The sequence below is a fragment of the Pseudomonas sp. NPDC087814 genome (assembly GCF_044742865.1).
Taxonomy (GTDB): Bacteria; Pseudomonadota; Gammaproteobacteria; order Pseudomonadales; family Pseudomonadaceae; genus Aquipseudomonas.
The window spans coordinates 20,591-44,609 of the sequence record NZ_JBIUVK010000030.1; the positions used below are offsets into that span (position 1 = coordinate 20,591).

Annotated in this window: 20 protein-coding genes and 1 pseudogene; 9 read left to right on the forward strand and 12 right to left on the reverse strand. The window is 61.8% G+C overall.

Going from position 1 to position 24,019, the window contains the following annotated elements; genetic code table 11:
• The first annotated feature begins 1 nt into the window (after position 1).
• The gene (locus ACIOMR_RS20390) at positions 2-685 is read left to right on the forward strand and encodes an ABC transporter ATP-binding protein (protein ID WP_003218726.1); all 684 of its coding nucleotides are present in this window, start codon (positions 2-4) and stop codon (positions 683-685) included.
• Positions 685-3,195 (forward strand): ABC transporter permease, encoded by a 2,511-nt coding sequence (locus ACIOMR_RS20395; RefSeq protein ID WP_003218728.1) that lies wholly within the window; start codon positions 685-687, stop codon positions 3,193-3,195. Before ACIOMR_RS20390 ends, ACIOMR_RS20395 begins: the two co-directional genes overlap by 1 nt.
• A 46-nt stretch (positions 3,196-3,241) precedes the next feature.
• Here the strand turns inward: ACIOMR_RS20395 and greB are convergent, their stop codons facing one another.
• Positions 3,242-3,715 carry a transcription elongation factor GreB gene (greB, locus tag ACIOMR_RS20400; protein WP_008437752.1) on the reverse strand — a complete coding sequence of 158 codons (474 nt, stop codon included), beginning with the start codon at positions 3,713-3,715 and terminating at the stop codon, positions 3,242-3,244.
• A gap of 152 nt (positions 3,716-3,867) precedes the next feature.
• Positions 3,868-5,097, reverse strand: a complete 1,230-nt coding sequence (locus ACIOMR_RS20405) for a hypothetical protein (protein ID WP_219406748.1) — start codon at positions 5,095-5,097, stop codon at positions 3,868-3,870.
• 304 nt (positions 5,098-5,401) lie between these two features.
• Between ACIOMR_RS20405 and ACIOMR_RS20410 the strand changes: the two genes are divergently transcribed.
• From ACIOMR_RS20410 to ACIOMR_RS20420, 3 genes are read left to right on the forward strand one after another with little or no spacing between them, the layout of a single operon-like run.
• Positions 5,402-6,328 (forward strand): ABC transporter ATP-binding protein, encoded by a 927-nt coding sequence (locus ACIOMR_RS20410; protein WP_177022853.1) that lies wholly within the window; start codon positions 5,402-5,404, stop codon positions 6,326-6,328.
• Entirely contained in the window at positions 6,325-7,050 is a 726-nt protein-coding gene (locus ACIOMR_RS20415) for an ABC transporter permease (RefSeq protein WP_401196065.1), read from the forward strand. Before ACIOMR_RS20410 ends, ACIOMR_RS20415 begins: the two co-directional genes overlap by 4 nt.
• 15 nt (positions 7,051-7,065) lie before the next feature.
• Positions 7,066-8,871 carry a Gldg family protein gene (locus tag ACIOMR_RS20420; protein WP_401196068.1) on the forward strand — a complete coding sequence of 602 codons (1,806 nt, stop codon included), beginning with the start codon at positions 7,066-7,068 and terminating at the stop codon, positions 8,869-8,871.
• A gap of 4 nt (positions 8,872-8,875) precedes the next feature.
• Here ACIOMR_RS20420 and ACIOMR_RS20425 read toward each other — a convergent pair whose 3' ends face one another.
• The 3 genes from ACIOMR_RS20425 to ACIOMR_RS20435 form a co-directional block, all read right to left on the reverse strand.
• Positions 8,876-9,184: a hypothetical protein gene (locus tag ACIOMR_RS20425; protein WP_010211889.1), complete on the reverse strand. Its 309-nt coding sequence runs from the start codon at positions 9,182-9,184 to the stop codon at positions 8,876-8,878.
• Between the two features lie 255 nt (positions 9,185-9,439).
• Complete coding sequence (locus ACIOMR_RS20430) at positions 9,440-9,874, reverse strand: DoxX family protein (protein ID WP_003218737.1); 435 nt, start codon at positions 9,872-9,874, stop codon at positions 9,440-9,442.
• 104 nt (positions 9,875-9,978) lie between these two features.
• Positions 9,979-11,400: a transglycosylase SLT domain-containing protein gene (locus ACIOMR_RS20435; RefSeq protein ID WP_102368437.1), complete on the reverse strand. Its 1,422-nt coding sequence runs from the start codon at positions 11,398-11,400 to the stop codon at positions 9,979-9,981.
• A 238-nt stretch (positions 11,401-11,638) separates the two neighbouring features.
• Between ACIOMR_RS20435 and ACIOMR_RS20440 the strand changes: the two genes are divergently transcribed.
• The 3 genes and pseudogenes from ACIOMR_RS20440 to ACIOMR_RS20450 form a co-directional block, all read left to right on the forward strand.
• Positions 11,639-12,445 (forward strand): TatD family hydrolase, encoded by an 807-nt coding sequence (locus ACIOMR_RS20440; RefSeq protein ID WP_003218739.1) that lies wholly within the window; start codon positions 11,639-11,641, stop codon positions 12,443-12,445.
• A gap of 96 nt (positions 12,446-12,541) precedes the next feature.
• Positions 12,542-14,023, forward strand: a complete 1,482-nt coding sequence (locus tag ACIOMR_RS20445; protein ID WP_102605081.1) for a methyl-accepting chemotaxis protein — start codon at positions 12,542-12,544, stop codon at positions 14,021-14,023.
• A 108-nt stretch (positions 14,024-14,131) separates the two neighbouring features.
• Positions 14,132-14,389, forward strand: a pseudogene (locus ACIOMR_RS20450) (terminase); the annotation flags it as partial.
• A 19-nt stretch (positions 14,390-14,408) separates the two neighbouring features.
• Here the strand turns inward: ACIOMR_RS20450 and ACIOMR_RS20455 are convergent.
• From ACIOMR_RS20455 to ACIOMR_RS20465, 3 genes are all read right to left on the reverse strand, one after another.
• The gene (locus ACIOMR_RS20455; protein WP_177022857.1) at positions 14,409-15,206 is read right to left on the reverse strand and encodes an acyl-CoA thioesterase II; all 798 of its coding nucleotides are present in this window, start codon (positions 15,204-15,206) and stop codon (positions 14,409-14,411) included.
• A gap of 101 nt (positions 15,207-15,307) precedes the next feature.
• Positions 15,308-16,072, reverse strand: a complete 765-nt coding sequence (locus tag ACIOMR_RS20460) for a CHAD domain-containing protein (RefSeq protein WP_401196074.1) — start codon at positions 16,070-16,072, stop codon at positions 15,308-15,310.
• Positions 16,073-16,152: 80 nt separating this feature from the next.
• Positions 16,153-16,431 (reverse strand): hypothetical protein, encoded by a 279-nt coding sequence (locus ACIOMR_RS20465; protein ID WP_003218744.1) that lies wholly within the window; start codon positions 16,429-16,431, stop codon positions 16,153-16,155.
• A 217-nt stretch (positions 16,432-16,648) separates the two neighbouring features.
• Between ACIOMR_RS20465 and ACIOMR_RS20470 the strand changes: the two genes are divergently transcribed.
• Positions 16,649-17,686, forward strand: a complete 1,038-nt coding sequence (locus tag ACIOMR_RS20470; protein WP_008437733.1) for a patatin-like phospholipase family protein — start codon at positions 16,649-16,651, stop codon at positions 17,684-17,686.
• 128 nt (positions 17,687-17,814) lie between these two features.
• Here the strand turns inward: ACIOMR_RS20470 and ACIOMR_RS20475 are convergent, their stop codons facing one another.
• The 4 genes from ACIOMR_RS20475 to kdpB form a co-directional block, all read right to left on the reverse strand.
• Positions 17,815-18,510: a response regulator gene (locus ACIOMR_RS20475; protein ID WP_003218747.1), complete on the reverse strand. Its 696-nt coding sequence runs from the start codon at positions 18,508-18,510 to the stop codon at positions 17,815-17,817.
• Between the two features lie 37 nt (positions 18,511-18,547).
• Positions 18,548-21,199, reverse strand: a complete 2,652-nt coding sequence (locus ACIOMR_RS20480; protein ID WP_177054109.1) for a sensor histidine kinase KdpD — start codon at positions 21,197-21,199, stop codon at positions 18,548-18,550.
• A 143-nt stretch (positions 21,200-21,342) separates the two neighbouring features.
• Positions 21,343-21,888: a potassium-transporting ATPase subunit KdpC gene (kdpC, locus tag ACIOMR_RS20485; protein ID WP_087693688.1), complete on the reverse strand. Its 546-nt coding sequence runs from the start codon at positions 21,886-21,888 to the stop codon at positions 21,343-21,345.
• 67 nt (positions 21,889-21,955) lie between these two features.
• Positions 21,956-24,013, reverse strand: a complete 2,058-nt coding sequence (gene kdpB / locus ACIOMR_RS20490) for a potassium-transporting ATPase subunit KdpB (RefSeq protein ID WP_177019481.1) — start codon at positions 24,011-24,013, stop codon at positions 21,956-21,958.
• Positions 24,014-24,019 lie beyond the last annotated feature (6 nt).

Genomic DNA, 24,019 nt, shown 5'->3' on the forward strand with positions numbered 1-24,019 from the left:
CATGGGCGCAAGCATTCTCACCGCGCGAAACCTTAGCAAAGTGGTTCCCAGCGCGGAAGGTGAACTGACTATCCTGCACGAACTGAGCCTGGAACTGAACAAGGGCGATAGCCTGGCTATCGTCGGCGCCTCCGGTTCCGGCAAATCCACCCTCCTCGGCCTGCTGGCCGGCCTCGACCTGCCCAGCAGTGGCGAAGTCACCCTCGCCGGCCAGGCCCTGAGTACCCTCGACGAAGACCAGCGTGCACGCATCCGCGCCGAGCACGTGGGGTTTGTGTTCCAGTCCTTCCAGTTGCTCGACAGCCTCAACGCGCTGGAAAACGTGATGCTGCCCCTGGAGCTGGACGGCCGCAAGGACGCCCGCGAGCGCGCCAAACACCTGCTGGAGCGTGTCGGCCTGGGCCAGCGTCTCACCCACTCGCCGCGCCAACTCTCGGGGGGTGAGCAGCAACGGGTAGCGATTGCCCGGGCGTTTGCTGCCGAACCGGACGTGCTGTTTGCCGATGAACCCACCGGCAACCTCGACAGCCATACCGGCGAGCGCATCAGCGACCTGCTGTTCGAACTCAACAAAGAGAGCGGCACGACCCTGGTGCTGGTGACCCATGACGAGCGCCTGGCCCACCGTTGCCGTCGCCTGATCCGTCTTGAAGCCGGCCTGATGGTCGCGCCCCTGGAGCCTTGATGGCACGCTTGCCCTTGTTGCGCCTGTTCAGCCTTGCCCTTCGCCAGTTGCTGCGCGATGCCCGCGCCGGCGAACTGCGTGTGCTGTTCTTCGCCCTGCTGGTGGCCGTGGCCGCCAGCACCGCCATCGGTTACTTCGGTGCCCGCCTGAACGGCGCGATGATGTTGCGCGCCACCGAGTTCCTGGCGGCCGACCTGGTGCTGGAAGGCAGTTCACCCGCCCGCACCGAGCAAATCCAGAGTGGCACCGAGCTGGGCCTGCAGCACGCCAGGGTGGTGGAATTTTCCAGCGTGATTGCCACTGACGCTGGCATCCAGCTGTCCAGCATCAAGGCGGTCAACGAGGCGTATCCGTTGCGCGGCGAGCTGAAGAGCGCCGCCGAACCCTTCGCCGAAGAAACTGCCGGAGGTGGCCCCAAACCCGGTGAAGCCTGGGTGGAAGCACGGCTGTTGACGGCACTGAACCTGAAAATCGGCGACAGCATCGACGTCGGCATGAAGACCCTGCGCCTTTCCCGCGTGCTGACCTATGAGCCGGATCGCGCCGGCAACTTCTATAGCCTGACGCCCAGGGTGATGATCAACCTGGCCGACCTTGACGCCACCGGCGTGGTGCAGCCCGGCAGTCGCGTGAGTTATCGCGACCTGTGGCGCGCGCCACAAGGCGGCACCGTGCTGCAAACCTATCGCGACCTGGTCAAGCCCGGCCTGGCTGCCAACCAGCGGCTGCAGGATGCGCGCGACGGCAACCAGCAGATCGGCGGCGCGCTGGGCAAGGCCGAACGTTACTTGAACATGGCCAGCCTGGTGGCGGTGCTGCTCTCCGGCGTGGCCGTGGCGCTCTCGGCCAATCGCTTCGCCAGCCGACGCTTTGATGCCAGCGCCTTGCTGCGCTGCCTCGGGTTGTCGCGACGCGAAACCATGTTGCTGTTCAGCCTGCAATTGGCCGTGCTGGGGTTGCTGGCCAGCCTGACCGGCGCCCTGCTCGGCTGGCTGGCGCAATTGGGCCTGTTTGCGCTGTTGCATGACCTGCTGCCGGCGGACGTTCCACCCGGCGGGCTGCTGCCGGCCGTTGCCGGGATTGGCACCGGGCTGGTAGCCCTCGCCGGTTTCGCCCTGCCGCCGCTGGCCGCCCTGGGGCGGGTGCCGCCACTGCGGGTATTGCGCCGCGACTTGCTGCCAATCCCTTCCAGCACCTGGATGGTCTACGGCGCCGCACTCTTCGCCCTGGGCCTGATCATGTGGCGCTTGAGCCTCGACCTGGTGCTGACCTTCGCCCTGCTGGGCGGCGGCGTGATTGCCGCGCTGGTTCTCGGCGGCCTGCTGCTCCTGTTGCTGCAAAGCCTGCGACGCCTGCTTGCCAGGGCCTCCTTGCCATGGCGCCTGGGGCTGGGCCAGTTGCTGCGTCATCCCCTGGCGGCCGCGGGGCAGTCACTGGCGTTCGGGCTAATCCTGTTATCCATGGGCTTGATCGCGTTGTTGCGCGGCGAATTGCTGGATACCTGGCAGAACCAGTTGCCCAAGGACGCCCCCAACTATTTCGCCCTGAACATCCTGCCCGCCGACAAAGACACCTTCGGCGCACGCCTGCTGGAATTACAGGCGCAATCGGCTCCGCTGTATCCGGTGGTACCGGGACGACTGATCAGCATCAATGGCTCGCCAGTGCAGGAGATTGTCAGCAAGGACTCCAGCGGCGATCGTGCAGTACAGCGAGACTTGAGCCTGACCTGGGCCGCCGACCTGCCACCGGGCAACAAGCTGACGGCGGGCTCCTGGTGGACGGCGCAACCGACCGACGAGATTCCAGGCGTCTCGGTGGAGGCCAAGGTCGCCGACAGCCTGAAACTCAAGCTCAACGATCACCTGGTGTTTACCGTCGGCGGGGAAAACCGCGAAGCGCGGGTCACCAGCCTGCGGGAAATCAACTGGGACAACTTCCAGCCCAACTTCTTCATGATCTTCCAGCCCGGCACCCTGAAGGACCTGCCGGCCACCTACCTGACCAGCTTCTACCTCGCACCCGGCCATGACCAACAGATCGTCGACCTGTCCCGGGCCTTCCCGGCGGTGACCATCCTGCAGGTGGAGGCACTGCTGGAACAACTGCGCAGCATCCTGGCCCAGGTCACCCTGGCGGTGGAGTACGTGCTGTTGTTTGTCCTGGCAGCGGGGATGGCCGTGTTGTTCTCCGGGCTCCAGGCAACCCTCGATGAGCGGATTCGCCAGGGCGCCCTGCTGCGGGCGCTGGGGGCTGAGCGCAAGTTGCTGGTCAAGGCCCGGCGTATCGAGTTCGGGTTGTTGGGCGCAGTCAGCGGGCTGTTGGCAGCGCTGGGCACCGAACTGGTGACACTGGTGCTGTACCGCTACGCGTTCGACCTGACCTGGCACCCGCATCCGTGGCTATTGCTGCTGCCGGTGATCGGCGCCGTGCTGATCGGCGGTGCCGGCGTGTTCGGCACCCGCCGCGCACTGAATGCCAGCCCGTTGACGGTGCTGCGCGAGGGCTGAAAACGCAAATGGCCCGCACGCGTTCATGCGTACGGGCCATCCGTTGTCACTTCACATATTCGATAGCGGTGATCCACCAGCACACTTCGCCACTCGGGGTCTGCACGAGCGCCTCGTCATCCACTTCCTTGCGCAACAGTGCCCGGGCCATGGGTGAGTCGATGGAGATGTAGTCCATACGCTCATAGATCTCGTCGTACCCCACGATGCGAAACCGCTTGGTCTCGCCCTGTTCGTTTTCAATCTCCACCCAGGCGCCGAAAAACACCTTCCCTTCCTGCTCGGGCATGTACTCGACCACGCGCATGTCTTCCAGGCGCTTGCGTAAATAACGCACCCGACGATCAATTTCCCGCAGCAGCTTCTTGTTGTACTGGTAGTCAGCGTTTTCGCTCCTGTCCCCCAGGGAGGCCGCCCACGTCACTTTGCGGGTGGTATCAGGGCGCTTTTCTCGCCACAGGTAATCAAGCTCCTTTTTCAGGGCCTCATGACCTTCTTTGGTAATCAGCTTGGTGCTCAAAAGCTCTACATCCCCTGGAAGTTTGCATTTTTCAGACCCGCTGCCGCATCAGGCACAACGCATTTAACGCCCGATGTCGGCTGTGGGGGTCGATGATAAATGAACTCGGGAAAGTAGCCAGACCCACCGGCGGATTCCGGCAACGACGCGTATCAGTCAGCCTCCGTCTGGGTCGGGCCGCATTCAGGCTGGCCGCGCCCGTTCTCGCCAAGCCATGCAAGTGACTCATCCAGGGATTGAAGCGTAACCCTCAGGTTGTCCCGCAGGACAGGCAACTGGAACAGCGCAGCCGTCAGCTGTTGCTCCTTGAGGCGCACCGCAAGGTCACGGTCATGCAACTGGGCTTCCTGGCTCTCCAGGTAGCGCGCACGCTCGTCCATTCGACGCTGCTCTGTCTGGTTCAGCGCCGAGCTGCCAGCCAGATGCTCTTCCCGGAGGGCCAGCGTGCGGGCCAACTGTTCCAGGGACGTTTCCTTTTCGGCAATCCTGTCGGCACTCCGCTGACTCTCCTGCTCAAGGTCAGCCTTTTCCTGGCGCAGTTCGAGACGCAACTGATCAAGCGCTTCTTCCTGCTTGAGCACGCTGAGCTTTTGCTGCGTCAGTTCCTGTGACAATCGGGAAAGATTGGCCAGCGTATCGTCCACTTCAAACAACGAGGATGACTCATTCCGGGCAGGCATGGGCGGCGGCGCCTGGGGGACCGGTTCAGGTTGTTGGACTATGGGCGCCGGCAGTGGCGCAGCGACAGCAGGCGCCTCGATCGGTGCCTGTAGTGGCGCCTCAACGAGCGGCTCGGATATCTCGAGCTCAGCCTCGGGCGCCTGCGTCACCGGCTCGGGCAATGACCGCGCAGGCTCTGAAGGATCGGGGGACCTGGGAGCAGACACCATTCTTGAGGAGAAACGAATCGACGGCACGATCAACGTGTTGCTTTCAATGGCGGGCAAACCGGGCGCCGACGTTCCCAGGGTAATCACCTTCATCACCAGGGATTTCTTGATCGTCAACGAGTGATGATCTTCAGGCCTGGCCGGGGGCAATTTGCAGCCTTTCAAATCAACAAAATGAAAGGGAATCTGAGTTTCGCCGCTGCTTGCAGATTTTGCCCCGGGAGCAGCCGCGAGCGTCAGGATTTGCTTGAAGACATGGGTCGCTATTTGCAGGTCTTCCTTGGAGTCTATCGCCCCCAGAAAGTAACGTTCGGACTTTTTGCGCAACGCTGCGATGTACACCCGTGAACTACCGGGCTCTGTTTCTTCATCCAGACTGTAGGCAAGAAAGTTTGAAGAGATCTGCGCCACCGCAAAACCACAAAGCAGTGCACCATTGACCGGCGCATCATGCCCGGACTGTTCAAGAACAAGGGTACGTAGAAGCAGCATGACATCAGGCTCCATTTCAAATTGGCATAAACTTTAAATAAACACCAAATAAACAACGACTGTAATTAAATCATCAAAAGCAAAACAATTGTTTCAGCGAGTCATAGTCTGGCATGTAGGACTTATCTTATTCAGCCCCCTCAGCATTTCCAAGAGCGTTTATTGAACGTACCATTTTTTAACAGTGCGACACCGGAAAAGCTTCAACATAAAAAGATTTCAAGCATTGAATTTCGAACATTCACAACCTGCTGTTCACCCAGGTTAATCCAGCCTTGCCATATCCATTCAGTAGAAAAGCATAATGATCGAGATAACGAGCCTGACAAAAACCATGGGCGGAAAAAACATTATTCATGACTTCTCATTCAACGCCCAACCCCAGGAATGCCTCGGGCTGTTTGGAAATGATGGTGCGGGAAAAACAACTATTATCAAAATGATCTCAGGCTCGACTACACCCTCTTCAGGTCATATAAAAATATTCGGTAACGATATCGCCCTGAACGCATTCCAGGCAAAGAAAGTCACCGGCTACCAGCCAGAGCGACTCTTGAGCCATGGTGCAATGAGTGTAAAGGCCTTTCTCGGTTTCATTGCCGAAATACGCGGATTCCGCGGCGCGGAAAAACGCAAGATGATTGACCGGGCAGTTGCACGGCTTGAGTTGTGGCGGATACTCAAAAGCCCGGTGGAAACCCTCACGGACGGGTTGAAACGCAAGGTAGCCATCGCCCAGGCAATCCTGCATGACCCCGGCCTGCTGTTGCTCGACGAGCCAACAGAAGGTCTGAGTGCCGACCAGAAACACAAAGTCAGAATGCTCATCAAGTCGCTCAGCGACGAGATGACGATCATTGTCGCGTCCCGTGCGCCGGAAGAACTGACCGGTATTTGTAACCGCGCACTGGTGATAGCCGACGGCCGATTGGTGGCAGACGCTTCGGTGCCCGAACTGCAGCGCAGCTCCCGTCATCACCAGGCGGTCACCCTTGCAGCCGACACACCGCTGGACCTGTTGGCCCTGGCGGTATTGCCCGGGGTCGCCGGCATCGAGGAAGACCGCGAGACTCCCGGCACAGTGACCGTACTCGCCCTGCCGGGGCAAATCATCTACCCCCACATCAATGCACTGGTCACCCAGCGCCGCTGGAAGCTCAATGCCCTGAACCTGGAAGCCGGGCGCCTGGATGACGTTGTGCACCATATGAGCCAGGAGGCATCGATTTGAAACTTCTCCCGGTCATATTCAAGCGTCAACTGGTCAGTTATTTTTCGGCTCCCGTCACTTACCTGAGCACTGCGGTTTTCCTGACCGCCGCTGCTGTATTTGGCTTCCACTCAACCCGGTTACTGGAAGTCGGCAGTGCCGACTTGCAGGGCTTCTTCCAGTTGCACCCCTGGCTCTACTTACTGTTGACACCTGTTCTATGCACTCGGCTTTGGGCCGACGAGCCCACCACCGGTTCCATGGAGTTCCTGAAAACCCTGCCCGTCACACGTTTCGAGATAGTGGTCGGAAAGTTTCTGGCGGCCTGGATTGTTTCTGGCGTGGCCCTGCTGTTGACCTTCCCGATAGTTATCACCGTCAACTATTTTGGCAATCCGGACAATACAGTCATTGCGTCACAATACCTGGGAAGTTGGGTATTGGCCGGATGTTATCTATCCGTGGGCTGTTTTATCTGCGCACTGACACACCATCGCGCGATTATATTCACCGTAACCCTGTGCTTGCTGCTGACCGCCAGTGGCCTGTCATCCATTCTTGATGCGATTGAACATCAAGTTCCGGTATGGCTGATTGACCGCCTTCTTTCCCTGAGCCCGTCTGCGCGTTTTGACGCCGTTGACCAAGGGGTACTGGCTCTTCAAGACAGTTTGTACTTCATCAGTATGATCATCGCCTTTCTTGGCGCGACGGTCATTGTCCTGAATGTAAGAAACGGTTGAGAAGGACACATCACGATGAAAACGCGACTAAGTGCCAGCCTCACAATTATCACGCTCCTGTTACTGTTTCTCGCTTTTAACCTGGTCTGGGCACTGAAACTTCCAAATCCACGGCTGGATTTTTCGGAACAGAACATCCATACACTTTCCGATCCTGTACAGACTATGCTCGGTTCACTGGAAAGACCGGTGGATCTGTACTTCTTCAATTCAAGCAACCGTGCACACAAAGCCAACGCCGTTGAAAGCTACGCTAAACGGGTAGAGCTGTTGCTCAAGGAATATGAAAAAGCGGCAAAGGGCAAAATCAACCTGCACCTCATCGACCCCACCCCTTTTTCTGAAGATGAATACAAAGCCAGGTTACTGGGACTTGACGAACAACACGGATTCTTCGGCCTGGTGGGTACCAGCGCGGGCCATGCGCCCCATAGCATCCCGTCATTCAGCCCGGACCGGGAGTCACTGCTGGAGTATGAAATCAGCCATTTGATTCATAAGGTGATCCACCCCGAGCAACCCATTGTGGGCGTGATCTCCCGGCTGCCAATAAACGGTGAGCGAGATGAACGCACCGGCGTTAATACGCCTCCCTGGCAGGTGTTGCAGGAGATCCGTCGCCAGTTCAACGTGGTGAGCCTGGAGCCGGGTATCGCGCAAATTCCTGAACACGTCAAAACCCTGATGGTGATTCATCCCGGCAACCTGCCTGACCAAACCCTCTACGCAATAGACCAGTTTGTATTGGGCGCAGGCAAGTTGATGATGTTTATCGACCCGCTTGTCGGGCTGGACACCAGCGTCACGGCCCCGGAAAACCCCAAGCTGGAAGCACTGCTGTCCGCCTGGGGCATCCAGATGCCCGCGAACAAGGTGATTGCCGATCGCGACTATGCCACTTCGGTGATCCTGACCACAGGCCAGCCGCCTGTGCGCCATCCCGCGGCACTGACCTTGCCCCGCCAGGCGATGGCACAGGATGACATCAGCGCCTGGAAACTTCACAACGTCAACGTCTTGAGCAGCGGCGCCCTGGCCCCTGCCAAGAGAAGCCGCATGACCTTCACCCCGTTGCTGCAAAGCTCCGCGCACGCCGCGCTGTTTGAGGCAGAGCGCTTCGCCCTGCCAGCGCAGCTCAATTCACTGATCAATGAAACAGCCACTCGCGCTCAACAACAGGTGATCGCCGCCCGCGTCGAAGGGCCCGCCTATTCCGCCTTTCCTGACGGCATCAGTGGGCGTAACACCGGCTTGCAAAAGGCTGCGAACATCCATGTGGTCGTGGTCGCCGACACTGACCTGCTCAGCGATCGTGTGTCTGGAATGCTCCAGAAGCATCGCGCGGCGGGTAGCCCGTTGTCAGATAACGCGATGTTTGTATTGAACACCCTGGACAACCTGGCGGCGCCCGATGCACTGATGAACATTCGCCCCCGTGCAGGCGGTGCTCGATCACTGCAGGTGCTGCAGGCAATGCGCGAAGACGCGGCACTGGCCTACGGTGAGAAGTCCGCCGAACTGGCGCAACGCCTGGAACAAACGGAAAAGGAATGGCAACTGCTCAACCCCCCGACAATTTCCCCGGGCCCTCAGGCTGCAACCTCCAACACACTGCTGCAAGCGCTCAACAAGGAGCGGTTGCGAATCCCCATGGAAATTCACGCGCTGAAGGTCCAGTCATACGCCGAGGTTCACGCCCTGGAACGCAAAGTGAAGCTGCTCAATATCGTGCCTGTACCGCTGATACTGTGCCTGATTGCGGGGGGTATTTTCCTGTTGCGTCGCCGTCGTCGGCACCTGCCTTCAGCAGCGTTCTACTGAGGGCTCAACGCCGGGCGATCAGCCCTTGCCGGGCAATGCGGGTCAGTTGGCGTATCACTTCGTCCGCGTCGCTGGCACTGGGCGCCTGAATGACGGCCAAGTCGAAGCTGTTGGACGCAAAGCGCGCAAGGGAGTCGCCGTCTTCGACAAACTGGATCAGAAAGGCCGAAGGCCGCCCCGTGCGGCGCGGCCAGCCATCCAGATAGCGCAGCAACGTCGGCTGATGCTTGCCGCCCAAGAGGATTTTAGGATTGCGTTGGGTCAGGTCCGCGGTGATCGGGGCCAGGCGTATGAGGGGGCGTAGTGCATTCATTGTGTCGTGTCTCTGCCTCAAAAGTCTGCGGGCAGGTGAGAGGCAACACCGAACCAGCGCTTTAGCGGAATTTCGAAGCTGGCCCATGGCTCTGGCTTCTGTCGGGACTGTGATCAGTCACCCGTGGCGCCCCGCAATTAGCTGTTTAAATCGGCGCATGGGCAACATCCTAGAGAAGCCTGTAGGGCGGTGTCAAGAATCCCGAGCAACGAAAAGGCCCGCACTGGGCGGGCCTTTTAAGGGGGGTTCGCGGTATCAGTGAGTGATGGCGCGGTCTGCGGACAATTTGCCCGCACCTTCCAACAACACGGCCAGCGTACCGCCCAGCAGCGCCAGGGCGAACTCGTAGCCGTTGTTGGCCATGAACAAACCGTTATGGATATGCACCGAGAAAATCGCCACCAGGGAAATGATCGACAGGCCGAGTGCCGCTGGCCGCGCCAGCAAGCCAATGATCAGCGCCAGCCCGGCGAAGAACTCGGTACCACCGGACAACACCGCCATCAGGGTACCCGGGGCCAGGCCGATACTTTCCATCCACTGGGCAGTGCCCGCCAGGCCGCCGCCGCCAAACCAGCCAAAGAGCTTTTGCGAACCGTGGGCGGCGAAGATGATCCCGACAAAAATCCGCAGGACAGTCAGGCCGTAGCCGGCGCGGGTGGAGAGGATGCGGGTGATCAATGGGCTCATGCTGATAATCCTTTTCAAGGTAGGGGTTGGGTTGGCCGCTATATTAATCAGTTTAAACAATGATAAAAGCCGATAAAGCGGCTCATAATTATCGAATTAATAGATTATTTACGTGAGGCAACCCGTGGCGCTGCCGGCTCCAACGACTCCCGCTCACGATCAAACGCCAGGTAATACTTGTTCACGCTATTAACATAGCTGACGCCGCTCATTCCCACCTGCTCCATGGCAATGCGCTCGACCTGGAAAAACCATTGGTTTGGGTTAAGCCCCCGCCGCCGCGCCTCGGCACGCATTCCCTGGACCCGCTCGGGCCCCATGTTGTAGGCCGCCAGCACAAAAGCCATGCGCTCGCGCTCATTGAGCTTGGGGCTTGAGAAGAACTTGCGCCGGATCATCGCCAGGTACCGCGCGCCCGCCTGCACATTGTTGTCCAGGCTTTCGATGTTGTTCACCCCGACCCGCTGCGCCGCCGATGGCGTGATCTGCATCAGCCCGGTGGGGCCGCCGCTGCTGCGAGCGCCAGGGTCCAGGGCAGACTCCTTGAAGGCCAGCGCGGCCAGGTTCAGCCAGTCCATGCCCTGCTCGCGGGCATGCTTTTGCAGCACCGGGCGCAGTTTTTCCAGGCGCTGGCGGTCGACGCGAGCCAGTGGATAACGTACCTGGTAGAGGCGGCGGTAGATGCGCTGGAACGCCACATCCTGATCGGACGGCGTGCGGTAGGTCTTGAGGAAGCGATCAATACTGGCCCGCAGCATCGAGGCATCCTGGCGCACAAACCAATACTCTTCGCCCGGCTCGCTGATGGTCACTTGCCGGTCGAAACGCAGCTTGGGCAGGATCTTCGCCCAGCGTTCGGCAATCGGCCGCTCGACAATGGTCAGGTGGAAAATCCCGGCCTGGACCATCTCCAGCACGTCCTCTACCGCGAGGCTCGGATCCACCCACTCCACCTTCACCGGCGGCAATTTGTGCAGCGCCAGCTTCTGGTTGACCTGGCTGATCGCATCCGACGCGGCACTGCCCGTGGTCAAGGCCAGCGTGCGCCCGGACAGTTGCTCCAGCCGGGTAAACCGCCGCTCGCCCTTCAGCCCCACCAGCCATAACGGCACGTCGCTGGCGATCGGGTCGCTGGTGGCAATCTTGTGGGCGGCCTTCACATCCAGCAATTCGCCGGGTGCCACCAGGTCGCCCTCGCCACGGGCCAATGCGCCAATCAACTGATCCTTGGCCTTGGGAATAATCTTGAGGTTGATTTCCTCGCCGTCACGGGCGTGACCGTTGAGGTATTGCTCGAAAGCGCGCAGGCGATGGTATTCAACACCGATGGCCTGGCCCTGGACTTCGCCGGAACTGTTGCGGCTCTGGTTGACCAATACCCGCAAGGTGCGGCTGCTGCGGATTTCCGCAAGGTCGCGGACCTTGCCGGGCCGGGTCACTTCCAGCGGCCCGTCCAGACGCGCAACCGCCGCCATGGGCAGCAGTAACGTCAGGCACAACACAAGCAACGCCGAGGGTCGGATCATCCGCTCTCCGGAAGAAAGAATACTGCCCATTGCTTCGCGAAAAACGAGGCGTTGGGGGACAGAAACAGAGCGCCATGAGCGCAGGCTTTGGGCGCAAGGGTGGCACGGCAGATGGCGACAAACCAAACACGGTGTTACTTGCGACTTTCAAAGACAGCTTTAACTCGTTGTAGTTCTTGGCTTTTCTTATAAATCTACAGCTCTGATATGCTTTCCGACCGCAGGCGGAGGTAGCACCATGCAACTCATTGATATCGGCGTCAACCTGACCAACCCAAGTTTCGACGAAAAGCACCAGGCCGTTCTCGACCGTGCCTACGCCGCCGGGGTGAGCCAATTGGTGCTCACCGGTACCAGTGTCGACGGCAGCGAACAGGCCCTGGAGCTGTGCCAGCAACTGGACGAAAGTGGCCAACGCCTGTTCGCCACCGCCGGCATTCACCCCCACTCTGCCAGTGACTGGAACGCCGAAAGCGCCAGGCGCCTGCGCGGCCTGCTCAAGGAAAGTCGCGTGCGTGCGGTGGGTGAATGCGGGCTGGATTTCAACCGGGATTTCTCACCGCGCCCCCAGCAGGAAAAAGTCCTCGAAGAACACCTGGCCCTGGCCGTGGAGTTGAAGCTCCCGGTATTCCTCCACGAACGTGACGCCAACCAGCGCCTGCTGGAAATCCTGCGGGACTACCGCGATCACCTGTCGGCCGCCGTGGTGCACTGCTTCACCGGCGAGCAGCGGGCGCTGTTCAGCTACCTCGACCTGGACCTGCATATCGGTATCACCGGCTGGATCTGCGACGAGCGCCGTGGGACGCACCTGCATCCACTGGTCAGGGAAATTCCCCGGGGCCGTCTGATGCTGGAAAGCGACGCGCCCTACCTGCTGCCTCGCACCCTGCGGCCCAAGCCGAAAAACGGTCGCAACGAACCCGCCTATTTACCGGAAGTCCTACGGGAGGTCGCGTTGCACCGCGAAGAAACCGTGGAAGACCTGGCGCAACACAGCACCGCCTGTGCCCGCGCCTTTTTTGGATTGCCTGTGCCGGATTGACGCGGCGCATTGACCCATATCAAAACCCGGCATCCCGATAGCGGCAAAATAATGGCACCTTGCCAATGCTGTTTCCGCTATCAGAGAAAACCTTCCATGGGTGCCTGGCTTAGCAACATCTCGCTGAAGTACAAATTCTGGGCCGTGAACGCGGTCGCCTTCATCACCACCCTGCTGCTGGTGTTGTACGCCGTGCAGCTCGAACAACAGGCCCGCAGCCAGGCCTCACAGGCGTCGGCGCAAGCCCAGGGGCGCTTGCTCGGTGCCTGGCCCGCCGGCCAGCCACTGCCCAAGGGCGAGCACTGGCTGACGTTTGCCAGGGGCAAAGTCCCACAACTGGGCGACGAAGATCTGTCAGCCCTGGCCAACGCCAGTGGCTGGGTGGATTTCAATCACATGCCACTGCTCGGCGAAAACCCGCTGATGGGCGCCGAAGTAATCAGCCGTGCCGACGGTCAACAGGTCGCCGTGCTGGCCTACGGGCCCAGCTTGAGCCAAGTGTTCGAAGAACGCTTCGCCAACTACGCCGTAGCGGTGATGATTCTGATGCTGGCCATGCTCGGCGCCTCACAGCTGCTGATCCGCTTTCTCCTCAGCCAGCTCAACACCTTGAAAGACGTGATGCTGCACGTCGAGAAAACCGGCGACCTCTCGGCCCGCGTCCCCCTGGCCTGCAAGGATGAAGTCGGGCAGATGGCCAGCGCCTTCAACGCGATGCAGGCGGGTTATCAACGGGTGGTCAACACGGTTGCGCGCACCGCCAGGCAACTGGACGACGGCGCCGCACGCCTGGCCAGCAGCATGAACGAGGTGCAGCACGGCATGCTCGGCCAGCAAAGCGAAACCGACCAGGCCGCCACGGCGATCAACGAGATGACCGCCACCGTCTACCACATCGCCCAGCACGCCGGCGCCACCCGCGACCTGTCCCAGACGGCTGACACTCTCGCCGGCAGCGGCCAGGAAGTGGTCAGCCGGGTACAGCGCTCGATTGCCGGGCTGTCCACCGGCGTGCAGCAGACCGCCGAAATGATCCAGAAGCTGGCCGAGGACAGCCAGAAAATCAATGGCGTGGTCGGGGTGATTCACAGCATCGCCGAACAGACCAACCTGCTGGCCCTCAACGCCGCCATCGAAGCCGCCCGCGCCGGCGAAATGGGCCGGGGTTTTGCCGTGGTCGCCGACGAAGTGCGCAACCTGGCCAAGCGGGTGCAAAGCTCCACCGATGAAATCACCCGCATGGTGTCCGCCCTGCAAGCCGGCACCCGGGACGCCGTGGACTTTATGCAGGAAAGCTCGTTCAAGGCCGACGACTGTGTGCAACAGGCTCAAGAAGCCGGGATTGCCCTCGCCGAGATCACCGGCGCGGTGGCGCAGATGCGCGAGAGCAACACGCAGATTGCCGTGGCTGCCGAGCAGCAAAGCCATGTGGCCGAGGAAATGAACCGAGCGGTGGTGAGCATTCGGGACGTCACCGAAAACACCGTGCAGCAGACAGTAGACTCGGCGACCACCAGCAATGAGCTGGCGACCCTGGCCGGGGAACTGAGCAAAGCCATCGGCCAGTTGCGGCTCTAAACCCTAAAGGGGTGGCTATGGCCCCCATAGCCATCCTTGATTCGCGGCCCCACCCTGCCCGACCTAAACTCTGCTCAAGATGTTTCAACGGACAGAGGAATCACGATCATGGGCAAACGTCATCCGAATATCCCCGCCTGGCAATGGCGCACCCACCCGCAAAATCACCAGCACGGGACCAATCAAGTGTTGCAGCTGATTGCGCTGCCACTCCTGGTCATCGGTTTTCTGTTGATGGCATCGGGCGTGTTCAGCGAGAACCTGGCGAGTGCCGCCATCGGTATCGTCGGCATTCTGGCAGCCCTTGCATTGCAGCATCACGGTCGTCGCCTGGAGGCACGCGGCAGCGACGCCTCCAGCGATCAACACTTGCTGGTCTGAGGACTCAGGCGAACACCACCACCGACTGGCGGCTGATAGCGATCAACTGGCCGTCGGGGCTCCACAACTGCGCAGCCGCATGGCCATAGCCATCGCGGGCGTGCTCGATGTGGACCAGGTATTGGCACCAGTCCAGGGTGCTCAGGTTTTGCAGCGGTTGGACAAACTCGATGGTCCAGGTCAGGGTGCTGCCGGCCGCCGGTTGTTTCAGGTGCGGCAACACCGACGGTGGCCACGCATCCACCAGCGCGAGGATGTGCGCTTCGGTCAGCGGCTCTTCTTTTACATCGCCACGCAAGCGCACCCAGCCGCCCATCTCCCGGGATGTATTGCCGGTGAACGGCAGGCCACCGACGCTCCAGCGCATCGCCAGGTGGCGCATGAACTCCGGCGTCACGCCTTTGATGTAGGGCAACTCCTGGCATTCATCCCAATGCTTGAAGGTGGGCGCCGGTTCGGCGGCGACGTCAATCTGCGAAGGCCGTGATGCGCCAAAACTGGCCTGCACCAGGGTCATCGTTTCACCGTTCTGCACCACACGTCCCAGCACTTGGCTGACGGCCTTGCCTTCGCGCAGCACTTCGACTTCGTAGCGGGCCGGCACGTCCGGCGCCACCGGGCCCACAAAGGTGATCGCCAGTGAGCGCAACGGGCGATCCGCCGGGACTTTCGCCCGCAAGGCCTCGTACTCCAACGCCGCAACCAGCCCGCCAAAGCTGGCGCGGCCCTGGGCCCATTCGGCCGGGATCGAAACGTCCAACGGGTGGCTGCGGACAGCGTCGAGCAAATCACTAAAGCGCATGGCGGTCTCAACTTGAAAAAGGAGTTGAGGGATCTTAACCAGCCGGCCTACACCACGCAGCGCCTATTCCGGCCAAAATCCCGGACAGATAGGTCGCAGGGTCAAGCGAAGCAGTCGGCGTTCAACTTATCCAAAACCCGATCCGCCTGCCCTTCCGCCTCGGCCATGGTGCGGTGCCAACCAGGCACGCACGCCTGCAAATCGGGCTCGTGCCCGGCTTGCGCCAGCCATTGCCAGCAATCGTGCCAATCACCCAGGGCGCCCTGGGCCGCCTTGAGACGCGATATGGCTTTGGGCGGTAGCTTGTTCAGCTCGGGATAAGCCTCGGCCGCATAACGCACGCGCTTGATCAACAGGCGCAGGCGATGACGGTCGTGGTTGGGGTCGTGCAGCGCTTCGTCGAGCTTCTTCCATTGCTTGGCCAGGCGTTTTTCAATGCGCGTGCGCAGGCCATTGAGCAATTTCTGCCGTTGGGAGGCGCGGATAAAGCGGGGGAATGCTTCGAGGATCAACAGCAGTTGCGCCAGCTCAGGCCCTTGTGCAACCGAGCGGTAGGTGGCCGGCTGCTGCCGGATACGCCGCTCGGCCGCCTCATGATGGCCGTGTTGGTGGAGGTACCCCGCCAGCACTTCGCGGTCGCGAAACGGCGTGGTCAGTTGGCCGACGGCACTGGCGGCCGCCTCGAGTTGCTCGACACCGGGCAACCCGCGCAATGGCCGCAACAGGCTGCGCAAGCGCCGCACCGTGGTGCGCAGATCATGCAGGGCCTCGTCGTCCGTGACGGCGGCGAGGCGCGCCTGGCAGCTCAGTAACCCAACTTCCAGGCCGATGACCTGCGCGACTAGCTGATCGACCAAGGCTGACATCCTTTCCTCCTCAATGATTAAACCTTCGGGCTTGAGGCCGCCGACGCCGCCTCGTTGCACTCGACAACTGCTACGCGGGGTTAGCGCCCTGCGCGCGACTCACGAATATAGAAGCGGGCTTTCTCGGCCTTGGTCGAGCAGCCTTCGAAGGCTTCGAACTGCTGCTGGGTCTTGGCGCCAGTCAACAACGATAGAGCCTTGGAGTAACTCACGGTGCCGGCGAAACCTTCGGCCTTGGCCAGGTCCAGCTCGTGCCACGCAGCGTCCAGTTGCGTGCCGCAGCTGTCGCGATAAGCGGTTTTCCCGGCACAACCGGCCAGGGCCAACACGATCACAGGCACACACATCCAGGCTTTCATCAAATGACACCTCAAGAAAAGAAAAAACAGTCACAGGTGTAGACGTTGCCTACACCGAAAAGTGCCTTATCCGACTGCCTGAATCCGCAGTCCCGATTGCCAGAGCATACCCGAGCGTGGTGGCCCGCTCGCGAAAATAATCGGTTGTGACAGTGATGATTGAAGCGCGCCCCTCGATGGGTGCATTGTGGTCACCTGTTTTGCGAAGGATCAGGTCATGAAGAAACGTGTTGCATTGGTGCTGGGCTCCGGCGGCGCCCGGGGCTACGCCCATATCGGCGTGATCGAGGAAATCGAAAAACGCGGCTATGACATCGCCTGCATCGCCGGCTGTTCCATGGGTGCGGTGGTGGGTGGGATCTATGCTGCGGGTAAGCTGGACGAGTACCGAAACTGGATCGAAAGTCTCGACTACCTGGACGTGCTGCGCTTGGTAGACGTGAGCTTTCGCCTGGGGGCGATTCGTGGCGAAAAGGTGTTCGGGCAGATCCGCAAGATCGTCGGCGAGATCAATATCGAAGACCTGCGCATTCCCTACACCGCCGTGGCCACGGACCTGACCAACCAGCAGGAAATCTGGTTCCAGGAAGGCTGCCTGCACCAGGCCATGCGGGCCTCGGCGGCGATTCCCAGCCTGTTCACCCCGGTGATGCAGGGCAATCGCATGCTGGTGGACGGCGGCTTGCTGAACCCTCTGCCGATCGTGCCGGTGGTGTCGAGCCACTGCGACCTGATCATTGCGGTCAACCTCAACTCCACCAACCAGAAGCACTACAAGCTTCCGGTGATCCAGCGTCCGCCGGCGTTCAGGAGCCGCTTCGACAACCTGGTGCGTTCACTGGGTTCGCACTTGCCGTTTCGGCGCAAGCAGGCCGAGCAGTTGTTGATGCTGGAACAGGAAGCGCTGCTGGCCCAGGCTGCCGACATCAACCCGTGGCTGGACTCTGCCGAACCCGAGGCGCAACAACCGGCGGCGGCACCGGAAAAGGCCGGGGCGCCAAAGTCGGCGACCGGCTCGTTCATCATCGATAACGTGGGGCCTGCATCGCTGCTGGATTTGATCAACCAGAGCTTCGAGGTGATGCAGACGTCATTGGCGCAGTACAAGATCGCCGGGTATCCGCCGGATATTCTGATCAACGTGCCGAAGCGCGTGTGCCGGTTTTTCGAGTTTTACAAAGCGCCGGAGTTGATCGCGCTGGGGCGGGAGATCGCGAGCGATACGCTGGATCGTTACGAGAGCGAGCAACACTGAGGTTTGATAAGCAGGGCTTGTGTGGCGAGGGAGCTTGCTCCCGCTGGAGTGCGAAGCGCTCCCAGGATTCTGGGGCTGCTGCGCAGCCCAGCGGGAGCAAGCTCCCTCGCCACAGGTGAGCTAACGCTTCAGGCTTCGGTGTTCAATAGCCGATACCCAACACCGGCCTCAGTCACGATAAACCGTGGCTGGGTCGGATCATCCGCCAGTTTCTGGCGCAGATGCCCCACCACAATCCGCAGGTAATGGCTGTCTTCGGTATGGGTCGGGCCCCAGATATCCTTGAGCAGTTGCTGCTGGGTGATCACCCGCCCGGGATGCCGCGCCAGTTGCGCCAGTACCGCGTATTCCTTGCGGGTCAGCGCCACTTCGACACCGTCCAGCAGCACCCGCCGATAAGCCAGGTCTACCGTCAGCGGGCCAAAACGTAGTGCCGCTTCCTGGGCCTCCCCCGCCGGCGCCTGGCGCAACAACGCCCGCACCCGTGCAAGAAACTCCTGGATGCCAAATGGCTTGGTCACATAGTCATTGGCGCCGTTGTCCAGCGCCTCGACTTTTTGCACTTCACTGGCTCGCACCGACAACACCAGTACCGGTACCGTGGACCACTCACGAAACTCGCGCAGCACCTGCTGGCCGTCCATGTCCGGCAGGCCGAGGTCAAGCACCAGCAGGTCCGGTTTACTCAAGGCGGCCTGCGCCAGGCCTTCGTTGCCGGTGCCGGCCTCGATCACTTTGTAGCCCTGGGAGGCCAGGCTGATACGCAAGAACTTGCGGATCTGCGGTTCGTCGTCAATGACCAAAATCGTCGCAGTCTGGCTCATGGTGTCCAATCAAAATCCGTGAAGAAAAGAGGGTAGCTCAAGGTTCGCTTTCCAGGCCAGGCTGGGCCTGCAATGGCAGGAATAAAGTGATGCAGGTGCCACGGCCCTCAATGCCGTCGGCCACGCTGATATGCCCGCCGTGGGCGCCGACCATGCCCTGGCAGATCGCCAGGCCGAGCCCGGTGCCCTGCCCGCCGCGATCCCCCCTGGCGGCGGTGTAGAACATATCGAAAATCTTCGCCCGCTCCTCCTCGGGAATCCCCGGTCCCTCATCGGCAACAGCAAAAAACAACTGGTTATCCTGCACGCCCGCGCTGAGTTTCAGCCGGCCTTGTGGCGGCGAGAAGCGTGCGGCATTTTCCAGTACGTTGACCAGTGCTTGCTCGATCAACGCGGCATGCACGTAGAGCAGCGGCAGCTCGGGCGGCACGTCGGTGATCACCTGCAGCGGCGCCAATACCGCACGCAAGCGGCCCAGGGAGCTGCCGACGATATCGCCGGGTGACACCCAGTCCCGCGCCAGCTTCAGGGCGCCGTGGCCCAGGCGAGTCATGTCCAGCAGGTTCTGGATGTAGCGATCCAGGCGCTCAGCCTCATCGCGAGTGCCTTCCAGCAGCTCCCGGCGATCTTCCAGGGGAATCGCCTCGCCGAGGGCCAGCAGGCTGTCGATGCTGCCACGCATGGAGGTCAGCGGTGTGCGCAAATCGTGAGACACCGAAGCCAGCAAGGCGCTGCGCAATTGCTCGGTTTCACCGTGCAGGCGTGCCGCTTCCAGTTCCTGGCCGAGCTGCGCACGGGCCAGGGCCTGGGCCAAGGGCTGGCTCAAGGCCGTGAGCAGGCGACGGCGCTGGCCGCTCAGTTCAAGCCCGGCCTTCGGGCTGACCCCCAGCAGACCCAACGGACCTTCTTCGCTGGACAACGGCCACCACCACCAGCGCCCGAACGGCAAGGTGCCGGTGCCCATGCCGGCCGGCTGATCGTGCTGCCAGGCCCAGTCGGCGGCGGCGCGTTCGGCTTCGGTAAAGGTGATCGGGCCACCGGTCTCGACCTTCCAGTCGCCCTGCCCGTCGCGGTTGAGCAGGCACAATTGCAGGTCGCTCCAGCCTTCCAGATGATGCGCGGCGGCACTGATCACTGCCTGGCGATCGGTGGCGGCGGTGAGTTTGCGGGACAGGTCGAGCAGCTCGGTGGTTTCTTCCTGGGTATCGCGCAGCGCCTGCAACTGCCGGCGCTGGCGTGCAGCGAGATTACCGGTGAGCGCCGCCATCAGCAGGAAGAACAACAGCGTCAGCACGTCTTCTTCACGCTGGATCGCGAAGGAGAAATTCGGCGGGATGAACAGGAAGTCGTAGCTCAGGAATGACAGCGCCGCACACGCCAGCGCCGGCCCCAGGCTACTGCGCACCGCCACCAGCAATACGGCGGCGAGGAACACCAGCGAGATATTCGGCAACGGCAAGGCACTGGCGACACCCCATGCGACTGCGGCCGCGATCACGGTCGCCACCACCGCCAGGGCATAGTCAAACCACACCAGCCCACGCACATCCGGCAGGCGCGGAGGGGCCGGAACTTCGTCGCTGTCGAGGACGTTGATTTCCAGGCCCCGTGCATTGCGCAGCAGGCGTGCCGCCAAGCCGCCACCAAACAGATTGCGCCGCCAGCGCGGCCGGGACTGCCCCACCAGAATCAAGCTGGCGCGACGCTCGGCGGCGTGCTGGATCAGGGTCTTGGCCACCTCCCCCGCTCGCAGCAACACCACTTCACCGCCAAGACGCTCGGCCAGTTGCTGGGCGTTTTGCAGGCGCAGGCGCGATTGTTCATCGCGCACCCGGCCGTTATCCACATGCACCAGGCTCCACGGCAAATGCCGACGCTGGGCTACGCGGCTGGCATGACGCACCAGGCGTTCGGCCTGGGCATCGCCGTCCACGCCCACCAGCAAGCGGCCACGCACAGCCGGTGCGGCCTGGCCCAATTGGCGATAACCCTGGGCCAGGTCATCGTCGACATGGGCCGCGGCGGTTTGCATCGCCAGCTCGCGCAGGGCCATGAGGTTGGTCTGGGTGAAGAAGGCATCGATGGCAGCACGGGCCTGTTCCGGCACGTAGACCTTGCCGTCCCGCAGGCGCTCCAGCAGTTCCCGGGATGGCAGGTCGATCAGCAGCAGTTCATCGGCTTCCTGCAAGACCCAGTCGGGCAAGGTCTCGCGCACTTGCACGCCGGTAATGCCGCGCACCTGGTCGTTAAGGCTTTCCAGGTGCTGGACGTTGACCGTGGTGAAGACGTTGATGCCCGCCGAGAGCAATTCCTGGATGTCTTGCCAGCGTTTTTCGTGGCGGCTGCCGGGGGCGTTGCTGTGGGCCAGTTCGTCCACCAGCACCAGTTTGGGCTTGGCGGCGAGCAGGCCGTCGAGGTCCATTTCCTCCAGCATCACGCCGCGGTATTCGGAACGCAGCAGCGGCTGTTGTGGCAAGCCGCTGAGCAAGGCTTCGGTCTCGGCGCGGCCGTGGGTTTCCACCACGCCGGCGATCAGCCGCACGCCCTGGCGCAGTTGGGTGTGGGCAGCCTGGAGCATGGCGTAGGTCTTGCCCACGCCGGGCGCGGCGCCGAGGAAGACTTTGAGCCGGCCACGGCCGTCCCGGGGTAGATCGGCTAACAGGGCATCGGCGCGGCCGGAGTCGCTCATGCGGGCGGTCTTCCTTCAGGTGTTGATGTGGGTTTCTTGAGTCCGCCTTCGCGAGCAAGCCCGCTCCCACATTTGACCGCATTCCAAAGGTGAAACTCAGTCGAATGTGGGAGCGGGCTTGCTCGCGAAAGCGGCGCCACGGCTTACAGTTTTTCCAAGGCCATATTCAGTGCCAGCACGTTCACCACCGGCGGCCCCACCAGCGGGCTTTCGATGTGCTCGTCCATCAAGCGCTGCAGGGTCGCCACCGGCAGATTACGTGCGGCGGCTACCCGGGCCAGTTGATAGGCAATTGCCTGCGGTGGCAAGTGTGGATCAAGACCGCTGCCGGAGGTAGTCAGCAATGCCATCGGCACCGGTCCCTGGTCTGGCACCAGCATTTTCCTGGCATCGTCAAATACACGAGTGGCCAGTGCGGGGTTGCTTGGGCCGAGGTTGCTGGCGCTGCTGGAAACCGTAGCAAACGCACCGGCAGATGGCCGTGGGTGGAACCAGCCGTCACCGGTGAAATCCTGGGCAATCAGGCTCGAACCACGCACCTTGCCGCTGGCATCGTGTACCAGGCTGCCGTTGGCCTGGTCAGGGAACGCGACTTGCGCCACGCCGGTAACAACCAGGGGATAGGCCACGCCGGTGATCAGGCTCATCAACACCAGCAGGCTCAGGGCCGGGCGGATAATGTTGGACATTTCAAATTCCTCAATTCGGTCATTGCAACCTGCAGGCACCGGTTTGCCGGTACCTGCGGGCATCGAGTCAAACCAGGTGCAGCGCGGTCAACAGCATGTCGATCGCCTTGATGCCCACGAACGGCACCACGATCCCGCCCAGGCCGTAGATCAGCAGGTTGCGACGCAGCAACGCCGCCGCACTCGCCGCCTGTACACGCACACCGCGCAGCGCCAGCGGGATCAGCACCACGATGATCAGCGCGTTGAACACGATGGCCGAGAGGATCGCGCTCTGCGGGCTTTGCAGGTGCATCACGTTGAGCACACCCAGTTGCGGGTAGATCGAGGCGAACAGCGCCGGCAGGATCGCGAAGTACTTGGCCACGTCGTTGGCGATGGAAAAGGTGGTCAGCGCACCACGGGTCACCAGCAATTCCTTGCCGATCTGCACCACGTCCAGCAGCTTGGTCGGGTCGCTGTCGAGGTCGACCATGTTGGCCGCTTCACGAGCGGCTTGCGTGCCGTCGTTCATTGCCATGCCGACGTCAGCCTGGGCCAGCGCCGGGGCGTCGTTGGCGCCGTCGCCGCACATCGCAACCAGGCGACCATCGTTCTGTTCGTGACGAATGCGCGCGAGTTTTTTCTCCGGAGTAGCCTCGGCCAGCACGTCATCCACGCCGGCTTCAGCGGCAATCGCGGCGGCGGTCAGCGGGTTGTCGCCGGTCACCATCACGGTGCGGATCCCCAGCTTGCGCAGCTCGGCAAACCGTTCGCGGATGCCGGGCTTGACCACGTCCTTGAGGTGAATCGCGCCGAGCAACTTGCCGTCGGCACACACCAGCAATGGCGTGCCGCCGCTCTGGGCGATCTTGTCGATTTCCCGCGACAGCGCCGGTTGCAGGTCGCGGCGTTGCAGGCCAATGAACGCCAGCAGCGAATCCACGGCACCCTTACGGAACACACGGCCCTGGTAGTCGACGCCGGACAGGCGGGTTTCCGCGCTGAACGGTACCGAGGTCAGCTCATCCGTCGACGGCTCGGCTTGTGGGTGCTGGCCGCGCAGGTATTCGACGATGGACTTACCTTCGGCCGTGTCGTCCGCCAGGGATGCCAGCAGCGCGCCCTCGGCCAGTTCCTTGCCGCTGACACCCGGCGCGGCGATCACGTTGGTGCAACGACGGTTACCGAAGGTGATGGTGCCGGTCTTGTCCAGCAACAGCACGTGCACGTCCCCCGCCGCTTCCACTGCGCGACCGGACTTTGCGATCACGTTGAGGCGCACCAGGCGGTCCATGCCGGCAATACCGATGGCCGACAACAGGCCGCCGATGGTGGTCGGAATCAGCGTCACCAGCAGCGCCACCAGGAACACCAGCGGCAGGTTGCCATTGGCGAAGTGGGCGAACGGCTGCAGGGTCACCACCACCAGCAGGAAGATCAGCGTCAGGCCGATCAGCAGGATATCCAGCGCGATTTCGTTCGGGGTTTTCTGGCGTTTGGCGCCTTCCACCAGAGCGATCATGCGGTCCAGGGTCGACTCGCCCGGGTTGGCGGTGATGCGGATCATCAACCAGTCCGAGACCAGGCGGGTGTTGCCGGTGACGGCCGAGCGGTCGCCGCCGGATTCACGGATAACCGGGGCCGATTCACCGGTGATGGCCGCTTCGTTGACCGCGGCAATCCCTTCGATGACTTCGCCGTCACCCGGGATCATTTCCCCGGCGACCACGCGTACCACATCACCTTTGCGCAGGCTGGTGGCCGGCACGACCTTGAAGCTGCCGTCGGCTTCCTTGCGGCGGGCGCTGAGGCCCTCGCTGCCGGCCTTGAGGCTGTCGGCGCGGGCCTTGCCGCGGCCTTCAGCCAAGGCTTCGGCGAAGTTGGCAAACAGCACGGTGAACCACAGCCAAACGGCGATTTGCACGGCGACGTAGGTCGGTACGGCAACATCCGGCACGAAGCACAGGATGGTGGTGAGGATCGCGGTCAGCTCGACCACCAGCATCACCGGCGAGCGTTGCAGCTGGCGCGGGTCCAGCTTGACGAACGCCTGGACCAGCGCCGGGCGCCACAGGGCCGACATTGCGGTCTTGGCTGGCTCCTGGGTTTTCACCGGAGCCGCGTTTTTTGCAGGCATATTCATTTTCAT

Excerpts from the sequence above, each read along its gene's own strand:
- ACIOMR_RS20455 (WP_177022857.1), bottom strand. The coding sequence starts at position 15,206 with ATGCGCTTTAGTGATTTGCTCGACGCTGTCCGCAGCCACCCGTTGGAC.
- ACIOMR_RS20430 (WP_003218737.1), bottom strand. The coding sequence starts at position 9,874 with ATGAGCCCATTGATCACCCGCATCCTCTCCACCCGCGCCGGCTACGGC.
- ACIOMR_RS20410 (WP_177022853.1), top strand. The coding sequence starts at position 5,402 with ATGATCGAGATAACGAGCCTGACAAAAACCATGGGCGGAAAAAACATT.
- ACIOMR_RS20395 (WP_003218728.1), top strand. The coding sequence starts at position 685 with ATGGCACGCTTGCCCTTGTTGCGCCTGTTCAGCCTTGCCCTTCGCCAG.
- ACIOMR_RS20475 (WP_003218747.1), bottom strand. The coding sequence starts at position 18,510 with ATGAGCCAGACTGCGACGATTTTGGTCATTGACGACGAACCGCAGATC.
- ACIOMR_RS20425 (WP_010211889.1), bottom strand. The coding sequence starts at position 9,184 with ATGAATGCACTACGCCCCCTCATACGCCTGGCCCCGATCACCGCGGAC.
- ACIOMR_RS20460 (WP_401196074.1), bottom strand. The coding sequence starts at position 16,072 with ATGTCAGCCTTGGTCGATCAGCTAGTCGCGCAGGTCATCGGCCTGGAA.
- kdpC (WP_087693688.1), bottom strand. The coding sequence starts at position 21,888 with ATGTCCAACATTATCCGCCCGGCCCTGAGCCTGCTGGTGTTGATGAGC.
- ACIOMR_RS20465 (WP_003218744.1), bottom strand. The coding sequence starts at position 16,431 with ATGAAAGCCTGGATGTGTGTGCCTGTGATCGTGTTGGCCCTGGCCGGT.
- kdpB (WP_177019481.1), bottom strand. The coding sequence starts at position 24,013 with ATGAATATGCCTGCAAAAAACGCGGCTCCGGTGAAAACCCAGGAGCCA.
- ACIOMR_RS20390 (WP_003218726.1), top strand. The coding sequence starts at position 2 with ATGGGCGCAAGCATTCTCACCGCGCGAAACCTTAGCAAAGTGGTTCCC.
- ACIOMR_RS20480 (WP_177054109.1), bottom strand. The coding sequence starts at position 21,199 with ATGAGCGACTCCGGCCGCGCCGATGCCCTGTTAGCCGATCTACCCCGG.
- ACIOMR_RS20405 (WP_219406748.1), bottom strand. The coding sequence starts at position 5,097 with ATGCTGCTTCTACGTACCCTTGTTCTTGAACAGTCCGGGCATGATGCG.
- ACIOMR_RS20470 (WP_008437733.1), top strand. The coding sequence starts at position 16,649 with ATGAAGAAACGTGTTGCATTGGTGCTGGGCTCCGGCGGCGCCCGGGGC.
- ACIOMR_RS20420 (WP_401196068.1), top strand. The coding sequence starts at position 7,066 with ATGAAAACGCGACTAAGTGCCAGCCTCACAATTATCACGCTCCTGTTA.
- ACIOMR_RS20435 (WP_102368437.1), bottom strand. The coding sequence starts at position 11,400 with ATGATCCGACCCTCGGCGTTGCTTGTGTTGTGCCTGACGTTACTGCTG.
- ACIOMR_RS20445 (WP_102605081.1), top strand. The coding sequence starts at position 12,542 with ATGGGTGCCTGGCTTAGCAACATCTCGCTGAAGTACAAATTCTGGGCC.
- ACIOMR_RS20440 (WP_003218739.1), top strand. The coding sequence starts at position 11,639 with ATGCAACTCATTGATATCGGCGTCAACCTGACCAACCCAAGTTTCGAC.